The sequence below is a fragment of the Streptomyces sp. NPDC045431 genome, from assembly GCF_040646655.1.
In the GTDB taxonomy this organism is placed as follows: Bacteria; Actinomycetota; Actinomycetes; order Streptomycetales; family Streptomycetaceae; genus Streptomyces.
The window spans coordinates 15,268-30,596 of record NZ_JBEZAQ010000013.1 but is presented as its reverse complement, the minus strand read 5'-3'; the positions used below and the strand labels follow the sequence as shown (position 1 = coordinate 30,596).

The 15,329-nt window shown below is 72.9% G+C and carries 18 protein-coding genes; 11 read left to right on the top strand and 7 right to left on the bottom strand.

Annotated features, from left to right (window positions below):
• Nucleotides 1-24 precede the first annotated feature (24 nt).
• The 5 genes from AB0A69_RS23815 (at nt 25) to AB0A69_RS23795 (ending at nt 5,050) form a co-directional block, all read left to right on the top strand.
• The gene (locus AB0A69_RS23815; RefSeq protein ID WP_361425450.1) at nt 25-882 is read left to right on the top strand and encodes a GNAT family N-acetyltransferase; all 858 of its coding nucleotides are present in this window, start codon (nt 25-27) and stop codon (nt 880-882) included.
• Between the two features lie 79 nt (nt 883-961).
• Nucleotides 962-2,269, top strand: coding sequence for a potassium transporter TrkG (locus AB0A69_RS23810; RefSeq protein ID WP_361425447.1), 1,308 nt, complete (start codon nt 962-964; stop codon nt 2,267-2,269).
• Complete coding sequence (locus AB0A69_RS23805; RefSeq protein ID WP_361425444.1) at nt 2,262-3,002, top strand: TrkA family potassium uptake protein; 741 nt, start codon at nt 2,262-2,264, stop codon at nt 3,000-3,002. The genes AB0A69_RS23810 and AB0A69_RS23805 overlap by 8 nt, the downstream gene beginning before the upstream one ends.
• A gap of 15 nt (nt 3,003-3,017) precedes the next feature.
• Nucleotides 3,018-4,394: an NAD(P)/FAD-dependent oxidoreductase gene (locus AB0A69_RS23800; RefSeq protein WP_361425441.1), complete on the top strand. Its 1,377-nt coding sequence runs from the start codon at nt 3,018-3,020 to the stop codon at nt 4,392-4,394.
• A 44-nt stretch (nt 4,395-4,438) separates the two neighbouring features.
• Complete coding sequence (locus AB0A69_RS23795) at nt 4,439-5,050, top strand: YdeI/OmpD-associated family protein (protein WP_361425438.1); 612 nt, start codon at nt 4,439-4,441, stop codon at nt 5,048-5,050.
• Here the strand turns inward: AB0A69_RS23795 and AB0A69_RS23790 are convergent.
• Nucleotides 5,030-5,395 carry a J domain-containing protein gene (locus tag AB0A69_RS23790; protein WP_361425435.1) on the bottom strand — a complete coding sequence of 122 codons (366 nt, stop codon included), beginning with the start codon at nt 5,393-5,395 and terminating at the stop codon, nt 5,030-5,032. The genes AB0A69_RS23795 and AB0A69_RS23790 overlap by 21 nt on opposite strands.
• 116 nt (nt 5,396-5,511) lie before the next feature.
• On the opposite strand from AB0A69_RS23790, the gene AB0A69_RS23785 reads away from it, so the two are divergent.
• Together AB0A69_RS23785 and AB0A69_RS23780 are read left to right on the top strand one after the other, a co-directional pair.
• Complete coding sequence (locus tag AB0A69_RS23785) at nt 5,512-5,688, top strand: hypothetical protein (RefSeq protein ID WP_361425432.1); 177 nt, start codon at nt 5,512-5,514, stop codon at nt 5,686-5,688.
• A 43-nt stretch (nt 5,689-5,731) separates the two neighbouring features.
• Nucleotides 5,732-6,694: a universal stress protein gene (locus AB0A69_RS23780; RefSeq protein ID WP_361425429.1), complete on the top strand. Its 963-nt coding sequence runs from the start codon at nt 5,732-5,734 to the stop codon at nt 6,692-6,694.
• A 13-nt stretch (nt 6,695-6,707) separates the two neighbouring features.
• Here the strand turns inward: AB0A69_RS23780 and AB0A69_RS23775 are convergent, their stop codons facing one another.
• From AB0A69_RS23775 to AB0A69_RS23760, 4 genes are all read right to left on the bottom strand, one after another.
• Nucleotides 6,708-7,145, bottom strand: coding sequence for a hypothetical protein (locus AB0A69_RS23775; protein WP_361425426.1), 438 nt, complete (start codon nt 7,143-7,145; stop codon nt 6,708-6,710).
• A gap of 20 nt (nt 7,146-7,165) precedes the next feature.
• Entirely contained in the window at nt 7,166-7,336 is a 171-nt protein-coding gene (locus AB0A69_RS23770) for a hypothetical protein (protein WP_361425423.1), read from the bottom strand.
• Between the two features lie 87 nt (nt 7,337-7,423).
• Entirely contained in the window at nt 7,424-7,780 is a 357-nt protein-coding gene (locus tag AB0A69_RS23765; protein ID WP_361425420.1) for a PRC-barrel domain-containing protein, read from the bottom strand.
• A 166-nt stretch (nt 7,781-7,946) separates the two neighbouring features.
• A complete protein-coding gene (locus AB0A69_RS23760) occupies nt 7,947-8,363 on the bottom strand; it encodes a hypothetical protein (RefSeq protein ID WP_361425417.1) in 417 nt (138 codons plus the stop codon).
• 251 nt (nt 8,364-8,614) lie between these two features.
• Between AB0A69_RS23760 and AB0A69_RS23755 the strand changes: the two genes are divergently transcribed.
• From AB0A69_RS23755 to AB0A69_RS23740, 4 genes are all read left to right on the top strand, one after another.
• Nucleotides 8,615-9,433, top strand: coding sequence for an ABC transporter ATP-binding protein (locus AB0A69_RS23755; protein WP_361425414.1), 819 nt, complete (start codon nt 8,615-8,617; stop codon nt 9,431-9,433).
• 124 nt (nt 9,434-9,557) lie between these two features.
• Nucleotides 9,558-10,559: an iron-siderophore ABC transporter substrate-binding protein gene (locus tag AB0A69_RS23750; RefSeq protein ID WP_361425411.1), complete on the top strand. Its 1,002-nt coding sequence runs from the start codon at nt 9,558-9,560 to the stop codon at nt 10,557-10,559.
• Entirely contained in the window at nt 10,559-12,652 is a 2,094-nt protein-coding gene (locus AB0A69_RS23745) for an iron ABC transporter permease (protein WP_361425408.1), read from the top strand. The genes AB0A69_RS23750 and AB0A69_RS23745 overlap by 1 nt, the downstream gene beginning before the upstream one ends.
• 384 nt (nt 12,653-13,036) lie before the next feature.
• On the top strand, nt 13,037-13,495 hold the full coding sequence (locus tag AB0A69_RS23740; RefSeq protein WP_361425405.1) for a hypothetical protein: 459 nt from the start codon (nt 13,037-13,039) through the stop codon (nt 13,493-13,495).
• A 32-nt stretch (nt 13,496-13,527) separates the two neighbouring features.
• Here AB0A69_RS23740 and AB0A69_RS23735 read toward each other — a convergent pair whose 3' ends face one another.
• Both AB0A69_RS23735 and AB0A69_RS23730 read right to left on the bottom strand, forming a co-directional pair.
• A complete protein-coding gene (locus AB0A69_RS23735; RefSeq protein ID WP_361425402.1) occupies nt 13,528-14,112 on the bottom strand; it encodes an HD domain-containing protein in 585 nt (194 codons plus the stop codon).
• A gap of 13 nt (nt 14,113-14,125) precedes the next feature.
• Nucleotides 14,126-15,241 carry a helix-turn-helix transcriptional regulator gene (locus tag AB0A69_RS23730; protein ID WP_361425399.1) on the bottom strand — a complete coding sequence of 372 codons (1,116 nt, stop codon included), beginning with the start codon at nt 15,239-15,241 and terminating at the stop codon, nt 14,126-14,128.
• Nucleotides 15,242-15,329: the final 88 nt, after the last annotated feature.

Sequence of the window (15,329 nt, the reverse complement as noted above, 5' to 3'; positions counted from 1 at the left end):
GTGCCCGCCCCGAGGAGACCAGCCGTGGATCTCGTACTGCGTCCCGGAAGGCCCGACGACGCCGCCGCATGCGGCCGGATCTGCTACGAGGCGTTCGCCGGCATCGCCCGCGAGCACGCCTTCCTGCCCGACTTCCCCACCACCGAGGTCGGCGTCGGCACCATGGAGATGCTGCTGAACCACCCCGGTTTCTACAGCGTCGTCGCCGAGCTCGACGGCCGCGTCGTGGGCAGCAACTTCCTCGACGAGCGCTCCCCGATCGTCGGCGTCGGCCCGGTCACCGTCGACTCCGAGGTCCAGAACGGCGGCGTCGGCCGCCGCCTGATGCGCGACGTCATGGACCGGGCCACCGAGCGCCGTGCCCCCGGCATCCGGCTCCTCCAGAGCGGCTACCACTCCCGCTCGTTCGCGCTCTACGCCGGCCTCGGCTTCCAGTTCCGCGAGACGGTGGCCTGCCTGCAGGGCCCGCCGATCGGCGGCACCGTGCCCGGCTACCTGGTGCGGCCCGCGCGCGAGGAGGACCGACCCGCCTGCGACGACCTGTGCCGCCGGGTCCACGGCGTCGACCGCGGCGGCGAACTCGCCGACGCCATCGCCCTCGGCACCGCCCGCGTGGTCGAGCACGAGGGCCGCATCACCGGCTACGCCACCGACCTGGCCTTCTTCGCCCACGCCGTCGGCGAGACGACCGAGGACGTCCGCGCCCTCATCGGCGCGGCCGAGGAGTTCGGCGGCCCCGGCATCCTCGTCCCCGCGCGCAACAGCGCGCTGCTCCAGTGGTGCCTGGGCCGCGGGCTGAGGGTCCGGCAGCTCATGAGCCTGATGACCATCGGCCTCTACAACGAACCGAACGGCGCCTACCTCCCTTCCATCCTGTACTGACGGCGACCGACGGCGACTGGCGACGACTCCCGTGGACCGGCGGCGCACGTTCACCAGGCATCCCGCCCGTACGGTCGTCGTGTCCTTCGCCGTCGCCGTCCTGGCCGGTACGGCGCTGCTGGCCCTGCCGGCCGCCACCCAGGACGGCCACGCCGCGGACGCCGTCACCGCGCTGTTCACCGCCACCTCCGCCGTGTGCGTGACCGGGCTCGTGGTCGTCGACACCGGCACGTACTGGAGCGGCTTCGGCGAGGGCGTCATCCTGGCCCTCATCCAGGTCGGCGGCTTCGGCATCATGACGCTGGCGTCGCTGCTCGCCCTGCTCGTCTCCGGCCGGCTGCGCCTGCGGATGCAGCTGACGGCGGCGGCCGAGACGAAGAGCCTCGGCATCGGCGACGTACGCCGCGTGCTGCTCGGCGTGGCGGTCTCCACGCTCGCCGTGGAGCTGGCGATCGGGGCCGTCCTGGCCCTGCGGCTGCGGTTCGGGTACGAGCGGGGCGTCGGCGACGCGGTGTACCTCGGGTTCTTCCACGCGGTGTCGGCGTTCAACAACGCCGGGTTCGGGCTGCACGCCGACAACCTCACGCCGTACGCCCGCGACCCGTGGGTGACGCTGCCGATCGCGGCCGCCGTCATCCTCGGCGGCCTGGGCTTCCCGGTGCTGCTGGAGGTGGTGCGCCACCGCCGCCGGCGGCGTACGACGGGGCGGCGGCGCTGGTCGCTGCACACCAAACTGACGCTGGTCACCACGGCCCTGCTGCTGGTCGTCGGTACGGTGCTGACCTGCCTGCTGGAGTGGGACAACCCCGCGACGCTGGGGCCGTTCGACGGGGCCGAGCGCGTACTGAACGGCTTCTTCCACTCCGCGATGCTCCGCACCGCGGGCTTCAACGCCCTCGACATCGGCGGCCTGGAGGGCTCCACGCTGCTGCTGAGCTGCATGCTGATGTTCATCGGCGGGGGCAGCGCGGGCACCGCCGGCGGCATCAAGGTGACCACCTTCGCGGTGCTGGGCGTGGCGATGCTCGCCGAGGTGCGCGGCGAGCCGCACTCGGAGGCCATGGGCCGCCGCCTCGCGCCGCACACGCTGCGCCAGGCGCTGACCGTGGCGCTGCTGGGCGTGGGGCTGGTCGTCGCCGCGACGCTGGCCCTGGAGACGCTGCACCCGGCGCCGCTGGAGGCGGTGCTCTTCGAGGCGGTGTCGGCGTTCGCGACCGTCGGATTGACCACGGGCATCACGGCGGACTTCTCCACCCCGGGCCGGCTCATCTTGATCATGCTCATGTTCGTCGGGCGGCTCGGGCCCATCACGCTCGTCTCGGCCCTCGCCCTGCGCGAGCGCACCCGCCGCTACCACCTACCGGAGGAGCGACCCGTCATTGGCTGAACACCGGTCCTTCCCGCACCGGCGGCGCCGTCGCAGTGAACGGCCCGCCCCGCCCAAGTCCGCCCCGCCCAAGTCCTCCCCGCGCGACCAGCGCGTGGCCGTGATCGGCCTCGGCCGCTTCGGCAGCTCGCTCGCACACGAGCTGACGCGGCGCGGCTGGGACGTCCTCGGCATCGACACCGACCCGCACCTCGTCCAGCAGCACAGCGACACCCTCACCCACGCCGCCGTCGCCGACTGCACCGACCCCGAGGTGCTGCGCCAGCTCGGCGTGGACGAGTTTCCGAGCGTGGTCGTCGCCATCGGCACCGACGTCGAGGCGAGCATCCTGGTGGCCTCCAACCTCCTGGACATCGAGGTGCCCAACCTCTGGGCGAAGGCCATCAGCCGCCAGCACGGCAGAATCCTCGAACGGCTCGGCGCCCACCACGTGGTGCTGCCGGAGCACGAGATGGGCGAACGCGTCGCCCACCTGGTGACGGGCCGGATGCTCGACTTCATCCAGTTCGACGACGACTACGCGCTCGTCAAGACCGTGGCCCCCGCCAGCGCGACCGGCATCCCGCTCGGCGAGAGCCAGGTGCGCAGCCGGTACGGCGTCACGGTCGTCGGCATCAAGCGGCCGGGGCAGGACTTCACGTACGCCACCGCAGAGACGGTCATGGAGCGCGGCGACGTCATCGTCGTCACGGGCCGTACGCAGGCGGTGGAGACCTTCGCGGAACTGAACTGAGCAGGGAGTGGCCGGATGGCACGGGACACGGACGTCGTGGTGATCGGAATGGGCGTGGGCGGCGAGCACGTCGCCGGGCGGCTGGCCGAGGCGGGGCTCGACGTCGTCGGCGTGGAGGCGGAGCTCGTCGGCGGGGAGTGCCCGTACTGGGCGTGCATCCCCAGCAAGATGATGATCCGCGCCGGGAACCTCCTCGCCGAGGCGGGCCGCGTCCCCGGCACGGCCGGTACGGCCACGGCGACCCCCGACTTCGGGCAGGTGGCGGCGCGCATCCGGGACGAGGCGACCGACGACTGGGACGACCGCGTGGCCGTGGACCGCTTCACCGGCAAGGGCGGCCGTTTCGTCCGCGGGCGGGCCCGGCTCACCGCACCGGGGCGGGTCGAGGCCGACGGCGAGACGTACGCCGTGCGGCGCGGGGTCGTGCTGGCGACCGGCAGCCGCCCGCAGGCGCCGCCGGTGCCCGGCCTGGACGCGGTCCCGTACTGGACGAACCGCGACGCCGTCTCCGCGAAGGAGGCCCCGGACTCGCTGCTGGTGCTCGGCGGCGGCGCCGTCGGCGTGGAGCTGGCGCAGGCGTTCGCCCGCTTCGGCACGGCCGTGACGGTGGTGGAGGCGGCGGACCGGCTGCTTCCGGCGGAGGAGCCGGAGGCGGGCGAGCTCGTCGCGGGGGTGCTGCGGGAGCAGGGGCTCACCGTACGCACCGGGGCGCGCGCCACGGGCGTACGCCACGACGGGGACGGCTTCCACCTCACGCTCGACGGCGACGGAGCGGCCCTCACGGCACGGCGGCTGCTGGTGGCGACCGGGCGGCGGGCCGTGCTGAGCGGCCTCGGCCTGGAGACCGTCGGGCTGGACCCGGAGGGGGCCCGCGCGCTGGAGGTCGACGGGCGGATGCGGGCGGTCGGCGCCGACGGCGTGTGGGGCGTCGGCGACGTCACCGGGCGCGGTGCCTTCACGCACGTGGCGATGTACCAGGCGGAGATCGCCGTACGCGACATCCTCGGCGAGCCGGGTCCGGAGGCGGACTACCGCGCCGTGCCGCGCGTGACGTTCACCGACCCCGAGGTCGGCTCGGTGGGGCTGACGGAGCACGCGGCGCGCGAGCGCGGCCTGCGGGTGCGTACGGGAACGGCGCAGGTGCCGTCGTCGACGCGCGGCTGGATCCACCGGGCGGGCAATGAAGGGCTCGTCAAGCTGGTGGCCGACGCCGACCGGGGCGTCCTGGTGGGCGCGACCTCGGCGGGCCCGGCGGGCGGGGAGGTGCTGTACGGCCTCGCGGTCGCGGTGCAGGCGGAGGTGGAGGTGGCACGGCTGCGCCACATGATGTTCGCGTACCCGACCTTCCACCGGGCGGTGGAGAGCGCGCTCGCGGACCTGGACCTGAGCTGACGTACCGTCACCCGGCTTGTCAGCGGCGGGGGATAGGCTGAGGCATGGACGACATCGACGGGGTCGAGATCATCACCTGCGCGGACGGCGAGGCGTTCGAGCGCTGGCTGGCCGCGCACCACACCCGGCACGAAGGCGTGTGGATCAAGGTGGCCAAGAAGAGCTCCGGCGTTCCGTCGGTCACCTCCGACGAGCTGGTCGACATCGGCCTCTGCTACGGCTGGATCTCCGGTCAGCGGCGGTCCCTCGACGCGCGGTACTACCTCCAGAAGTACGTGCCCCGCCGCCCCCGGAGCCTGTGGTCGCGCGTGAACGTCGAGAAGGTCGAGGCGCTGACCGCCGCCGGGCGGATGCGCGAACCGGGCCTCGCGGAGGTGCGCAAGGCCCAGGCGGACGGGCGGTGGGAGGCGGCGTACGCGTCCCAGCGCACGGCCACCGTGCCGCCGGACCTCACGGCCGCGCTCGACGCGGACCCCGGCGCCCGGCGCGCCTTCGAGGCGCTGGACCGGACCGGCCGGTACCAGCTCATCCTCCCGCTGCTCCAGGCCGCCACCTCGGAGAGCCGGCGGGCCCGGCTCGACAAGGCGCTCGCCTCGCTGCGTACGACGGGAGGCACGGCGGGCACCTCACCGGCCTCACCGGTCTCTCCGGCGTAGGTCGTCCCGGCCCCGGAGCGGCTCCACCCGCACCGGGCCCGCCCGCAGCGGCGGCTCGAACGGGTCCGGCCGGGGTACGGGCCGGGGCGCCGGCCGGGGCCGGGCGGCCGGTCGCGCGTGAGCGGCGTCGTACGCCGCGCGCCGCTCCACGTCGTGCAGCAGGGCGTACGCCGCCACCACCCGGTCCAGCTCCTCCCGGGCGCCCGGCGTACCGGGGGCCGCGTCGGGGTGCAGGGCGCGGACGAGCGCGCGGAAGGCGGCGGTGACCTGCGCGTCCGAGGCCGTCGCCGGGACGCCGAGGACCGCGTAGGGGTCGCCGGGGTCGCGCCGCGGGGGTGTCGCCACCGCCCTTCACCTCCCGTCCCCCCGTCCCGGCCCGAGTTCCGTGTTGCCCACTTCCGGGATATAAAAATTGAGCGAGCCCTTGTCAAGTGCAGTCCGCGTGAGAAGGGAGTCCGTTCATGGAGGCACTGGTCTGGCTGCTCGTCCCCCTGATGGCCGCCGTCGGCGTCGGCCTCTGGGCCTGGTACGTCTCGCGCCCGAACTCGCTCGACCTCTGGACCGACGTCGAGCGGTACGACCGGCTGCGCGCCGGCCTGAGCTCGCCCCGCCGGCCCGGCCTTACACGCCGCACTTAGCGGGTACGCGTTCCGTCTCGTCCTCATCGAGAACGGAGCAGACATGAGCTACGCCGTACCTCACCGCGACCGTCGACCGGTCATCGTCGGTGTGGAGGACTGGCACGGCCAGGAAGACCTGGTGCGCTTCGCGGCGGGGCAGGCGGTGCTGCACGGCACCGCCCTGCACATCGCCCACGCCGTGCGGGCGGAAGGGCCGGAGAGTCCCGCCGACCGGGCGGGGGCGGATCTCGTCCAGCGGTACGAGCGGATCGTACGGGCCGAGTTCCCCCAGCTCACCGTGGCCGGTGAGGCGCCCACGGGCAACGCAGCGGCCGTGCTGGTCGAGCGCTCCGCCACCGCCGCGATGATCGTCATCGGCCACCGGGGCAGCGGCGGCTTCCCGCGGCTGCCCCTGGGGTCGGTCAGCTGGCAGGTCGCCACGCACTCCGAGTGCCCGGTCATCGTCGTACGACCGGGAGAGGCGGGGGACGCGGGGGACGCGGGGGACGCGGGGCGGAGCCGGGAGTCCGGGGGCCTCGGGGGTCCCCGGGAGAACCGGGTCGTGGTCGGCGTGGCCACGGACGAGGTGTCCCTGGCCGCGCTGGACCTGGCGTACGAGGAGGCGGAGCTGCGCGGCGCCCGGCTGGAGCTGGTGCACGGCGCGTACCACCCCGGCATGGTGCCGACGGGGCCGGTCGGCATGGTGCCGCCGGACTTCTCGGTCATGGACGACGGCGCCGAGGCCTTCCTCCGGAAGGAGATCGAGCTGCGCCGCGACCGGCACCCGGGGGTGGAGGTCGACGTGCGCATCGACCACACCCGCCCCGCCAGCCTCCTCGTCGAGGCGGCGCGCGACGCGTCGCTGCTCGTCGTCGGCACCCGCGGCCGCACGGGGCTGCGCCGGCTGCTGCTCGGCTCGGTCAGCGCCGAGGTCCTGCACACGGCGAGCTGCCCGGTGCTGGTGGTCCCCACGGCCACCGAGGACGCCGCGGACGCCGAGGCCATCGCGGCCGCCGGGGCGTGAGCGGGCGGTGCTCCTAGCGCCCGAGGCGGCGCCGTAGCGCGCGACGGACCCAGCGCCGCACGGGCCGCAGGAGCCGCCGCACCCAGCGGCGCGCCCGGCCGCGCGCCCGCCGCAGCGGGTGAGTGGCGCCGGGCGCGCCGTACGGCGGCGCCTCGGGCAGCAGGGGCACGCGCGGCATCAGGTAGCGGATGCCGTCGCGCACCATGACGCACAGGGGCGTGCCGTCCACGTCCTCCACGAGCACGGTGAAGGGCCGCGGCGGGTCCCCGGGCGGCTCGCCGGGGAGCTCGGCGGCCAGTTCGCGGACGCCCCGGCGGCCGCGCTCGTGCCGTACGGCCACCACCTTGCCGTCGACCAGGACCTCGACGTCGTGCGCGGCCCGCCCGAGCAGGACGGTGATGGAATGGCCCTCCTGGTCGAGGTGGAAGCGGTGGCGGTGGGGCGCGGACATCGCCCCGAGCCCTGCTGCGCCTACCTGAGGGGGCGCGTACGGCCCCGGCGGGACCAGCGGACGGCGAAGAAGATCACGTCGACGACGAGCACGACGATCCCGATGATCAGCAGGAACATCAGGCCCTCGACGACGACGCCGATGAGGCCCAGGATGATGGCGACCAGGATCAGGAACAGGAACAGCGCCATGGGTGGAGCACCTCCTCCGGTGGAGTGACCGGCGGCCTCCCGGTGGAGTGACCGGCGGTGAGCGACCGGCCGGCCGGTGGCGGCCGGTCAGCGGCGTGCGAGTCTTCGCTCGCCGTTGGCGCCCGCCCGGTAGGGCAGGCCGTAGTGCTGGAAGATCGCTTCCTCGCCGTCGGCCGGCAGGACGCCGTCCATGTCGATGGACGGGGCCTTGCGGACCTCGCCCTTGGCGTACGGCACCTTGAGGTAGTCCGGACCGGCGATGGCCTCGTCGAGGGGCACGAAGACCAGGCGCTGCCGGGTGGGCAGGCCGGTGCGTACGGTGGCCATGGCGGGTTCGTCGGTGCCGGTGTCCACGTAGACCGCCTCCAGCACGCCGATCTTGTGGCCCTTGGGGTCGACGACGTCGTGGTTGCGCCACTCGCGGATGTCTGCTGACCGAATCATGCGTGCTGCCCTCTGCGCGGGTGGTTGGTCGTGGGCGAGCGACTACGCGGGTGCCGGGCACCCGCTTCCTGACGGCCGCTCTCCCGTCCAGCCTGCCCCGGCGCGCCGGACGCCGCCACACGGAGCCGGGGCGGCACCACTGGCGGCCCTGATCGTCCTGGTCGTCCTAGCCGTCGGTGTAGCTGAAGTCGCCCACCGTCCACGCGCTGACGTCCTCGATGGCCACCCGGTACATCCCGCCCGTCTCCGGGATGCCGACCGTGCCCTGGAGGATCCGGGCGACGTGGAAGTGCAGGTGCGAGGGGGCCGTACCGCGGGAGCCGTCCGCACGGTCAGTGCCGTCCGCGCGGTCAGTGCCGTCCGCACGGTCAGTGCCGTCCGTGCCGCTGAAGACGCCGGCGAACGCGCTCAGCCGCGCCGAGTCCCGCAGGACCTCGGCGACGCGCTCGCGCCACACGGCCTCGGGGGCGAGCCGCCCCGTGATCACGGCGCCGTTCACGACGACGGTCAGCGACATCTGATTGGACCGCTGGGACTCCACCGTGGCCGCGACGTCCACGAGCAGGTCATCAGGCTTCGTCATGCGGCCGACCCTACAATCCCGGCCGTCCCGGCGGCAGCCGCCCGGGGGAGGGAGGCTTGATCCGGCGGTGACGTATACCCAAGTTCCCTGTGGGGCAAGCGTGGTGACGGGCGAGGAGGGGGCGCGCGGGGGTGCGGGAGATTTCGACATGGTCACAAGCGGCCGGATTCGTGTGACATCTCTAAGGTGTGCCTTACCTAAGTTGTATGGTGGCGCCGTTGGTCCGGCCGAGGGGAAGGGACGTGGAGTCCATGGGCGAGGTCCGCCTGGTGGCGAAAAACCTTGAGGTCGGGCATGGTGGCGGCCGTCCGGTCCTGAAGCAGGTGGACCTCTCGCTGCGGGCCGGTGCGATCACCGTGCTCGTCGGGCCCAACGGTTGCGGAAAATCGACCCTGTTGCGGACCGTCGCCGGTCTGCTGCCGCCGCTCGCCGGCGAGATACGCGTCGACGACGCGCCGCTCGAGTCGTTCGCGCGCCGCACCCTGTCCCAGCGCCTCGCCTTCCTGCCGCAGACTTCGCAGGCCCCGGCCGGGGTGACGGTCCGTGAGCTCGTACGGCACGGCCGGTACGCCCACCGGGGCGCCCTCGCCCGGCACACCGCCGAGGACACCGAGGCCATCGACTGGGCCCTGGAGGTCACGGACGCCGCGCCGCTCGTCGAGCGCCGGCTCGACGAACTGTCCGGCGGCGAACGCCAGCGCGCCTGGCTGGCGATGGTGCTGGCCCAGCGGGCCGGGGTGCTGCTGCTGGACGAGCCGACCACGTACCTCGACATGCGCCACCAGTTCGAGGTGCTCGACGTGGTGCGGCGCCTCGCCCGCGAGCACGGCATCGCCTGCGGGGTCGTGCTGCACGACCTGATGCAGGCGGCGGCGTACGCCGACGACGTCGTGGTGGTCGCGGACGGCGGGATCGCGGCGGCGGGCGCGGCCGAGGACGTACTGACCCCGGACGTCATCGAGCGCGCCTTCGGCCTGCGCGTCAACGTCGTACGCGACCCGGAGACCGGCTACCTCGCCTGCTTCCCGCAACGGTCCGAGGCGTCCCTGGGGGAGTCCGCCGCTTCCTGAACCGCGCGCGTCCCCCACCGTGCGGGTCCCCACCGCGCGCGTCCGCACCCGTGAGCGTCCCCGACCACCCGCGTCCCCCACCGCCCGCGTCATCCCTTACCCAAGGCACAAGGAGAGTTCGACCATGCAGAGAATCCTGCGCGCCCTCGCGACCGGCGGTACCGCCGCGGCCCTCATACTCACCGCCACCGGCTGCGGCGGCGGCACGGTCGGGGACACCGCCGGTGACAAGAAGACGGGCGGCGCCGACAAGGCCGCCACCGGCAAGATCACCGTCGACACCGCGCAGGGCAAGGTCACCCTCGACAAGCCCGCCACCAAGGTCGTGGCGCTGGAGTGGACGTACACCGAGGAGCTCGTCGCCCTCGGCGTCACCCCGGCCGGCAACGCCGACAACCAGGGCTACGGCACCTGGATCACCGCCAAGGGCGCGGCCCTGCCCGACAAGGTCACCGACGTCGGCAACCGCAACGAGCCCAGCCTGGAGAAGATCCGCGCCCTCCAGCCCGACCTCATCGTGATCGACAACGACCGGTCGAAGGCCAACCTCAAGCAGCTCCAGGACATCGCGCCGGTGCTGTCGTTCACGTACACCACCAAGCCGCAGCTCGAGACGATGAAGAAGAACTTCGGCGAGCTGGCGAAGGCGGTCGGCAAGGAGGACAAGGCCGCCGAGGTCACGAAGCAGATCGACACCAAGGCCGCCGACCTCAAGGCGCGTCTCGACAAGGCCGGCAAGGGCGGCATGAAGTACGCGCTCGCGCAGGGCTTCACCGCCAACGGCACCGCCTCGATCCGCATGCTGACGGACGACGCCATCGCGCCGCAGGTGCTGGGCCTGGCCGGGATGAAGAACGGCTGGAAGGGTCAGCCGGACGCGTGGGGCATGACCACCGTCGGCGTCGAGGGCCTGACGCAGGTCGAGAAGGACGCCACCTTCCTCTACGTCGCCGCCGACAACGACAACCCCTTCACCGGCGCCTTCAAGGACAACGCCGTCTGGAAGGGCCTGCCGTTCGTCAAGAACGACAAGGCGCTGCCGCTCGACCCGGGCACCTGGCTCTTCGGCGGCCCGCTGTCGGCGATGCACATCCTCGACGAGACCGGCAAGGCCCTGAAGGTCTGATGGCTCGGGAAGGACTGACGGCGGACGCACCCGCCCGTCCGCGCCGTCCGGTCGACAGCCGCCGCCCACGGGCCCTGCTCGTGGGCGGCGCCCTGTCGCTGCTGCTGTGCCTGGTCGCCGTGGTCCACCTCGGCCTCGGGGTGTCCGGCGTGGGCATCGGCGACATCGTGGACCTGCTCCTCGGCCACGGCGACGCGCGCACCCACGACGTCCTGATGGGCAGCCGCATGCCGCGCACCCTGACCGGGCTCGTCGTCGGTCTCGCGCTCGGCGTCTCCGGCGTGCTCATCCAGGGCGCCACCCGCAATCCGCTCGCCGCGCCCGACACGCTCGGCGTCAACGCGGGCGCGTACCTCGCCGTCGTCGTCGTCGCCTTCTTCGGCGTCAGCCTCGGCCCGCTGCCCGCCGGTGCGGCGGCGTTCCTCGGCGGGCTCGTCGCCATCGCCGTCGTGTACGCGCTCAGCAGCGGCGGCGTCATGACGCCCGGCAAGGTGCTGCTCGCCGGCGCGACGGTCGGGCTGGCCGCCACCGCCGGGGCCGAGTTCCTCCAGATGCTCGACGTCAACGCCACCCGCGGGCTGTTCTTCTGGGGCAACGGCACCCTGATGCAGTCCGGTCTGGAGCGGCCGCTCGTCCTCGGCGCGGTCGTCCTCGCCGGCGCGCTGATCGCCCCGCTGCTGGCCCGGCCGCTGGACCTGCTGTCGCTCGGCGACGAGACCGCCCAGGCCATGGGCGTACGCGTGGAGCGCATCCGCCCGGCCGCCTTCCTCGTCGCGGTGCTGCTGTCCGCCGCCGCCGTCACGCTCGCCGGGCCCATCGGCTTCGTCGGGCTCATCGCCCCCGTCGTGGTACGGCAGTTGGGCGTCCGCGCGCACGCCGCGATGATGCCGATGGCGGCGCTGCTGGCGGCGGCGCTGGTGCTCGGCGCGGACGCGGCGGCGCAGCTCATCGTGAAGCCGTCCGCGACGCAGCCCGCCGAGATCCCGGTCGGCGTGGTCACGGCGCTGATCGGCGGCCCGGTCTTCATGCTGCTCGCGCGCCGGGTCAGCACCGGTGACGCCGATACGGGCGCGGCCGTCGCGGTCTCCGACCAGCGGCGCGCCCCGGCGTACGCCGTCGTCCTCGGCGCCGGGCTGGCCGCCCTGGCGCTGGCGATGGCGGTGTCGCTGCGCATCGGCGACGTACAGATCAGCTGGGGCGGGCTCGTCACCGCGCTGTTCTCCACCGCCGACCAGATCACCGAGTCCGTGGTGGCCTACCGCCTGCCGCGCATCCTGGTCGCCGCGCTCGCCGGGGCCTGCCTGGCCGTCGCGGGCGCCGCCGTCCAGGCCGTCGTCCGCAACCCGCTCGCCGAACCGGGGCTCGTCGGTGTGACCGGCGGGGCCTCGCTGGGCGCGGTCGCCGTCATCCTCGTCGTACCGTCGGCGCCGCTGGTGGCGCTGCCGGCGGCGGCCGCGGTCGGCGGCGTCCTGATGCTCGCGGTGGTGCTACTGGTGGCGCGGGGCAGCGCCAAGGGCGGCCGGGGCGGGCTCGACCCGACCCGGGTGGTGCTGGTCGGCCTGGGCGCCGCCGCCACCTCGATGGCCCTGGTCAACATCATGGTCGTCGGGGCGCAGATGAACATCTCCACGGCGCTCGGCTGGCTCGCGGGCAGCACGTACGCCCGTGACTTTTCGGCGCTGGCCTGGCTCGCGGTGCCCGCGCTGGTCGCGGTCCTGCTCGTGGCCGCCGCCCGGCCGGTGAACCTGCTGTCGCTCGGCGACGAACTGCCGCGCGCCCTCGGCCTGGAGCTGAGCCGCGCCCGGCTCCTCGTCCTCGGCGCGGGCGCGGTGCTCGCGGCGGGCACGGCGGCGGCGGTCGGCGCGGTCGGCTTCGTCGGCCTGGTCGCCCCGCACCTCGCCCGGCGCGTCGTCGGCAGCGGCACGGCCCGCATGGTGCCGATGGCGGCGGTGCTCGGCTCCGTCCTGGTGGTGTCCTCGGACGCACTGGGCCGCTGGCTGCTGGCCCCGACGGAGATCCCGGTCGGCATCGTCACCGCGCTGGTGGGGGCGCCGTACCTGGTCTGGCTGCTGCGGCGGACGCGGGAGGTGTGAGGCTCTCCGCATGCCCGCACACCTCAGCCGCGGTGCCTCGGGAGCCATCCGGCGCTTCGCCGGATGGCTCGTCGGCGGCTCGGTGGGCCACCCGATGAGTCGCCCTCCCAGATGGGGATCTGCTTCGCCGCCTTCGCCAACGTCCTCACACTGGACGGGGAGAAAGAGCCGGTCAACGAAGACCATGCCGGGCGCCGGGCCGCGGCCTGGCTCTACCGGTACTGCACGGTGCGCACTCCACTGACCTCGGTCCCGGAAGGTACGCGGACGGCCGCACCCGTGCGCCCTCGTAATTGAACACGTTCAACACGGCTGGCAGGATGGTGCCGACGGCCTCCGCACTGGCGTGTGGGCCCAACGAGGCATGCCATCAGGGGGCGGACCGTGGACGAAAGCACACCGTGGTGGAACCTGGGAGTCATCGGGCTGCGACTTGTCGACCTGGTGGTCCGCTACGCCCTCGTCTTCGCGCTCACCTTGTGGGCCACGGACGCCTCGCTGCCGGGAGATCCGGGCATCCTCCGGGGCTGGCCGTCCTTCGCCCTCGTGATCGGAGCCCCCTCCCTCCTCATCAGCTTCGTCTACGGGCTGGCCAACACCCGTACCGGCATGGCTTTCCGAGGGCCGCTCGTGGGGCTCCTGATGCTCCCCCTGTGGTTTCTACTCTTCTTCCCGCCGCTCCTGCTCTTCCCCGCCGCGGGCCAGGTCGTCTTTGCCCTGTGGGTGATGCGGGCCCCGCTTCTGGGCCCCTCCCAGCTCCGGCGGCACGGCCGCGCGGCGCTCACCGTCGTCGCCGGACTGCCTCAGGCGCTGTCGCGCTACATCCGCCGCGCGGCTCCCTAGGATCCGAGATGGCCGTGGCGTTCTGAGCGGGATCAGCCGTCCTGTTTCTCGCCCAGTGCGGCCCGCAGCCAGGCCAGTCCGTTCTGGCCCAGGAGTTCCTCCGCCAGGCGCTTGGCGGTATCGGTGACCAGCCGGTCGCGGCTGTTGTCAACCCAGCGCTGCGCGTTGCCGTACCCCTGCTCCTTGTACTCCAGGCCCTGGAGCATGCACTCCAGCTTGTCGGCATCGCGGGCGCACACCGCCTCGGGGCTTTCCTTGGCCTCGTACTCCGCGACCAACTCCCGTACCGCCGAGGCGAGCGCCTCTGGCATGCCGGCCACCTGGTCGGCAGTGACCGCCTGCGGATCGGCTTGCGGCGCGTACTTCCTGCCGAGGTAGTTGACGTCCCCTGTACGCGTCTCCTGCGAGTCGTGCCATACCGCGAGCAGAGCGGCGCGCGCCGGATCGGCGTTTTCCAGCTTGGCGATGACCGAGGCGATGAGGGAGGTACGCCAGGCGTGCTCCGCGACACTTTCCGGGTCCCGCACGCCCGCCATCCACCAGCCGGTGCGCCGTGTGTGCTTGAGCGTCCCCGCTTCGTACAGGAAGCGGGCCACCGCGGACAGGTCTTCAGCCACCGTCCGTCTCCTCTCACGCCTCGGCGAGGCGGATCGCGTACCGGATGCCGTCCAACTCTCGGCGTGCCTGTGTCGAGAGCTCTCCGCTATCCAACATCATCGGCAGACGTTCTCGAAGGGCCTGAGTAGCGTCGGTTGCCCCCCTCAGCAGGTGAGGCCGCGCTGTGAGCAGAGCCCACAAGGTGTGGACATTGAGGTCGAAGAACCCATGCTCCGGTGTCAGCCCCCGGACAAGGTGGCGCATCAGTTTGTCTCCCGACCAAGGTCCGGGCCGAGGGGTGGCGATGAAGTCATCGCTCAGCTCGACGTGCACGGCTTCACCTACCCAGTACGCCCAATAGTTAAGGTTGGCGGCCTCACTCGCGTCGTCATCGAGCAGCGTGCCGATGAAGTGCCCCATGCGGTCGCGGTCTCCTTGGCGGGCGGCGACTGCGGCGACCGACCGGCTGTTCAGCCAGCGCGTTAACCAGTCGCTGGGCCGCTCGGTTCGTTGCTGGTGCCTGAGCCACTCAGATGTGTCGGCGGCTGTGTCGTACCCAGCCAGGTAGAGGGCCTGACGTCGGAGGAGGAAGTGCTCGGCTCCCCGCGAACGCTCGGCGGCACGACGCATCTGGGCAAAGAAATGACGGAGTTCAGCGGTGGGCAATTCCGGGGCGTCCGGAATGGGACCACGGCGGGGGCGCGGCGGCGGAGGCAGATTGCGGAGTGGCGACGGAGGGATTCCGTTGAGCGGCCAGGCAACGACCTCCACTAGGTCACGCTGCATCACCCACGCCCCGATCGGGCTGTCCTCCGGCGCCAGATCGTCATCCAGAGCACTGCCCAGGAGAATGTCTGCCTCCATCGCCCGTTCGAGAGTGGACAGCAGGGCTGGTGCCGCGCCGAGACGAAGGAGGCGGTGCCGGTGTACGAGTATCTGGCCGGTTGGCACAGCGGTGAGCGGCCGTCGTCCCGATTCCCACCCGGCGACGGTGTCGGCGGACACCCGCAGTTGCTCCGCAAGCGTGTCCTGCGTGTGTCCCAACTGTTCGCGAACGAGCCGCAACGTGTACCCCGAAACAAGGCCGTTGCGACCACGCGGGGGCGATCCCTGACTGGTGGTCGGGGTGGAGCGCTGGTTGCCGAGCACGCGGGCCCCCTTGCCCTTGGTACCGCAATGCCAACCCGTACTCACGGTCAGTTCAGGTCGACGCCGTCGATTTCTACCGTCTTAGTCA

Coding starts and splice junctions, on each gene's coding strand:
- AB0A69_RS23800 (WP_361425441.1), top strand. CDS start 3,018: ATGGCACGGGACACGGACGTCGTGGTGATCGGAATGGGCGTGGGCGGC.
- AB0A69_RS23795 (WP_361425438.1), top strand. CDS start 4,439: ATGGACGACATCGACGGGGTCGAGATCATCACCTGCGCGGACGGCGAG.
- AB0A69_RS23785 (WP_361425432.1), top strand. CDS start 5,512: ATGGAGGCACTGGTCTGGCTGCTCGTCCCCCTGATGGCCGCCGTCGGC.
- AB0A69_RS23780 (WP_361425429.1), top strand. CDS start 5,732: ATGAGCTACGCCGTACCTCACCGCGACCGTCGACCGGTCATCGTCGGT.
- AB0A69_RS23775 (WP_361425426.1), bottom strand. CDS start 7,145: ATGTCCGCGCCCCACCGCCACCGCTTCCACCTCGACCAGGAGGGCCAT.
- AB0A69_RS23770 (WP_361425423.1), bottom strand. CDS start 7,336: ATGGCGCTGTTCCTGTTCCTGATCCTGGTCGCCATCATCCTGGGCCTC.
- AB0A69_RS23765 (WP_361425420.1), bottom strand. CDS start 7,780: ATGATTCGGTCAGCAGACATCCGCGAGTGGCGCAACCACGACGTCGTC.
- AB0A69_RS23760 (WP_361425417.1), bottom strand. CDS start 8,363: ATGACGAAGCCTGATGACCTGCTCGTGGACGTCGCGGCCACGGTGGAG.
- AB0A69_RS23755 (WP_361425414.1), top strand. CDS start 8,615: ATGGGCGAGGTCCGCCTGGTGGCGAAAAACCTTGAGGTCGGGCATGGT.
- AB0A69_RS23750 (WP_361425411.1), top strand. CDS start 9,558: ATGCAGAGAATCCTGCGCGCCCTCGCGACCGGCGGTACCGCCGCGGCC.
- AB0A69_RS23745 (WP_361425408.1), top strand. CDS start 10,559: ATGGCTCGGGAAGGACTGACGGCGGACGCACCCGCCCGTCCGCGCCGT.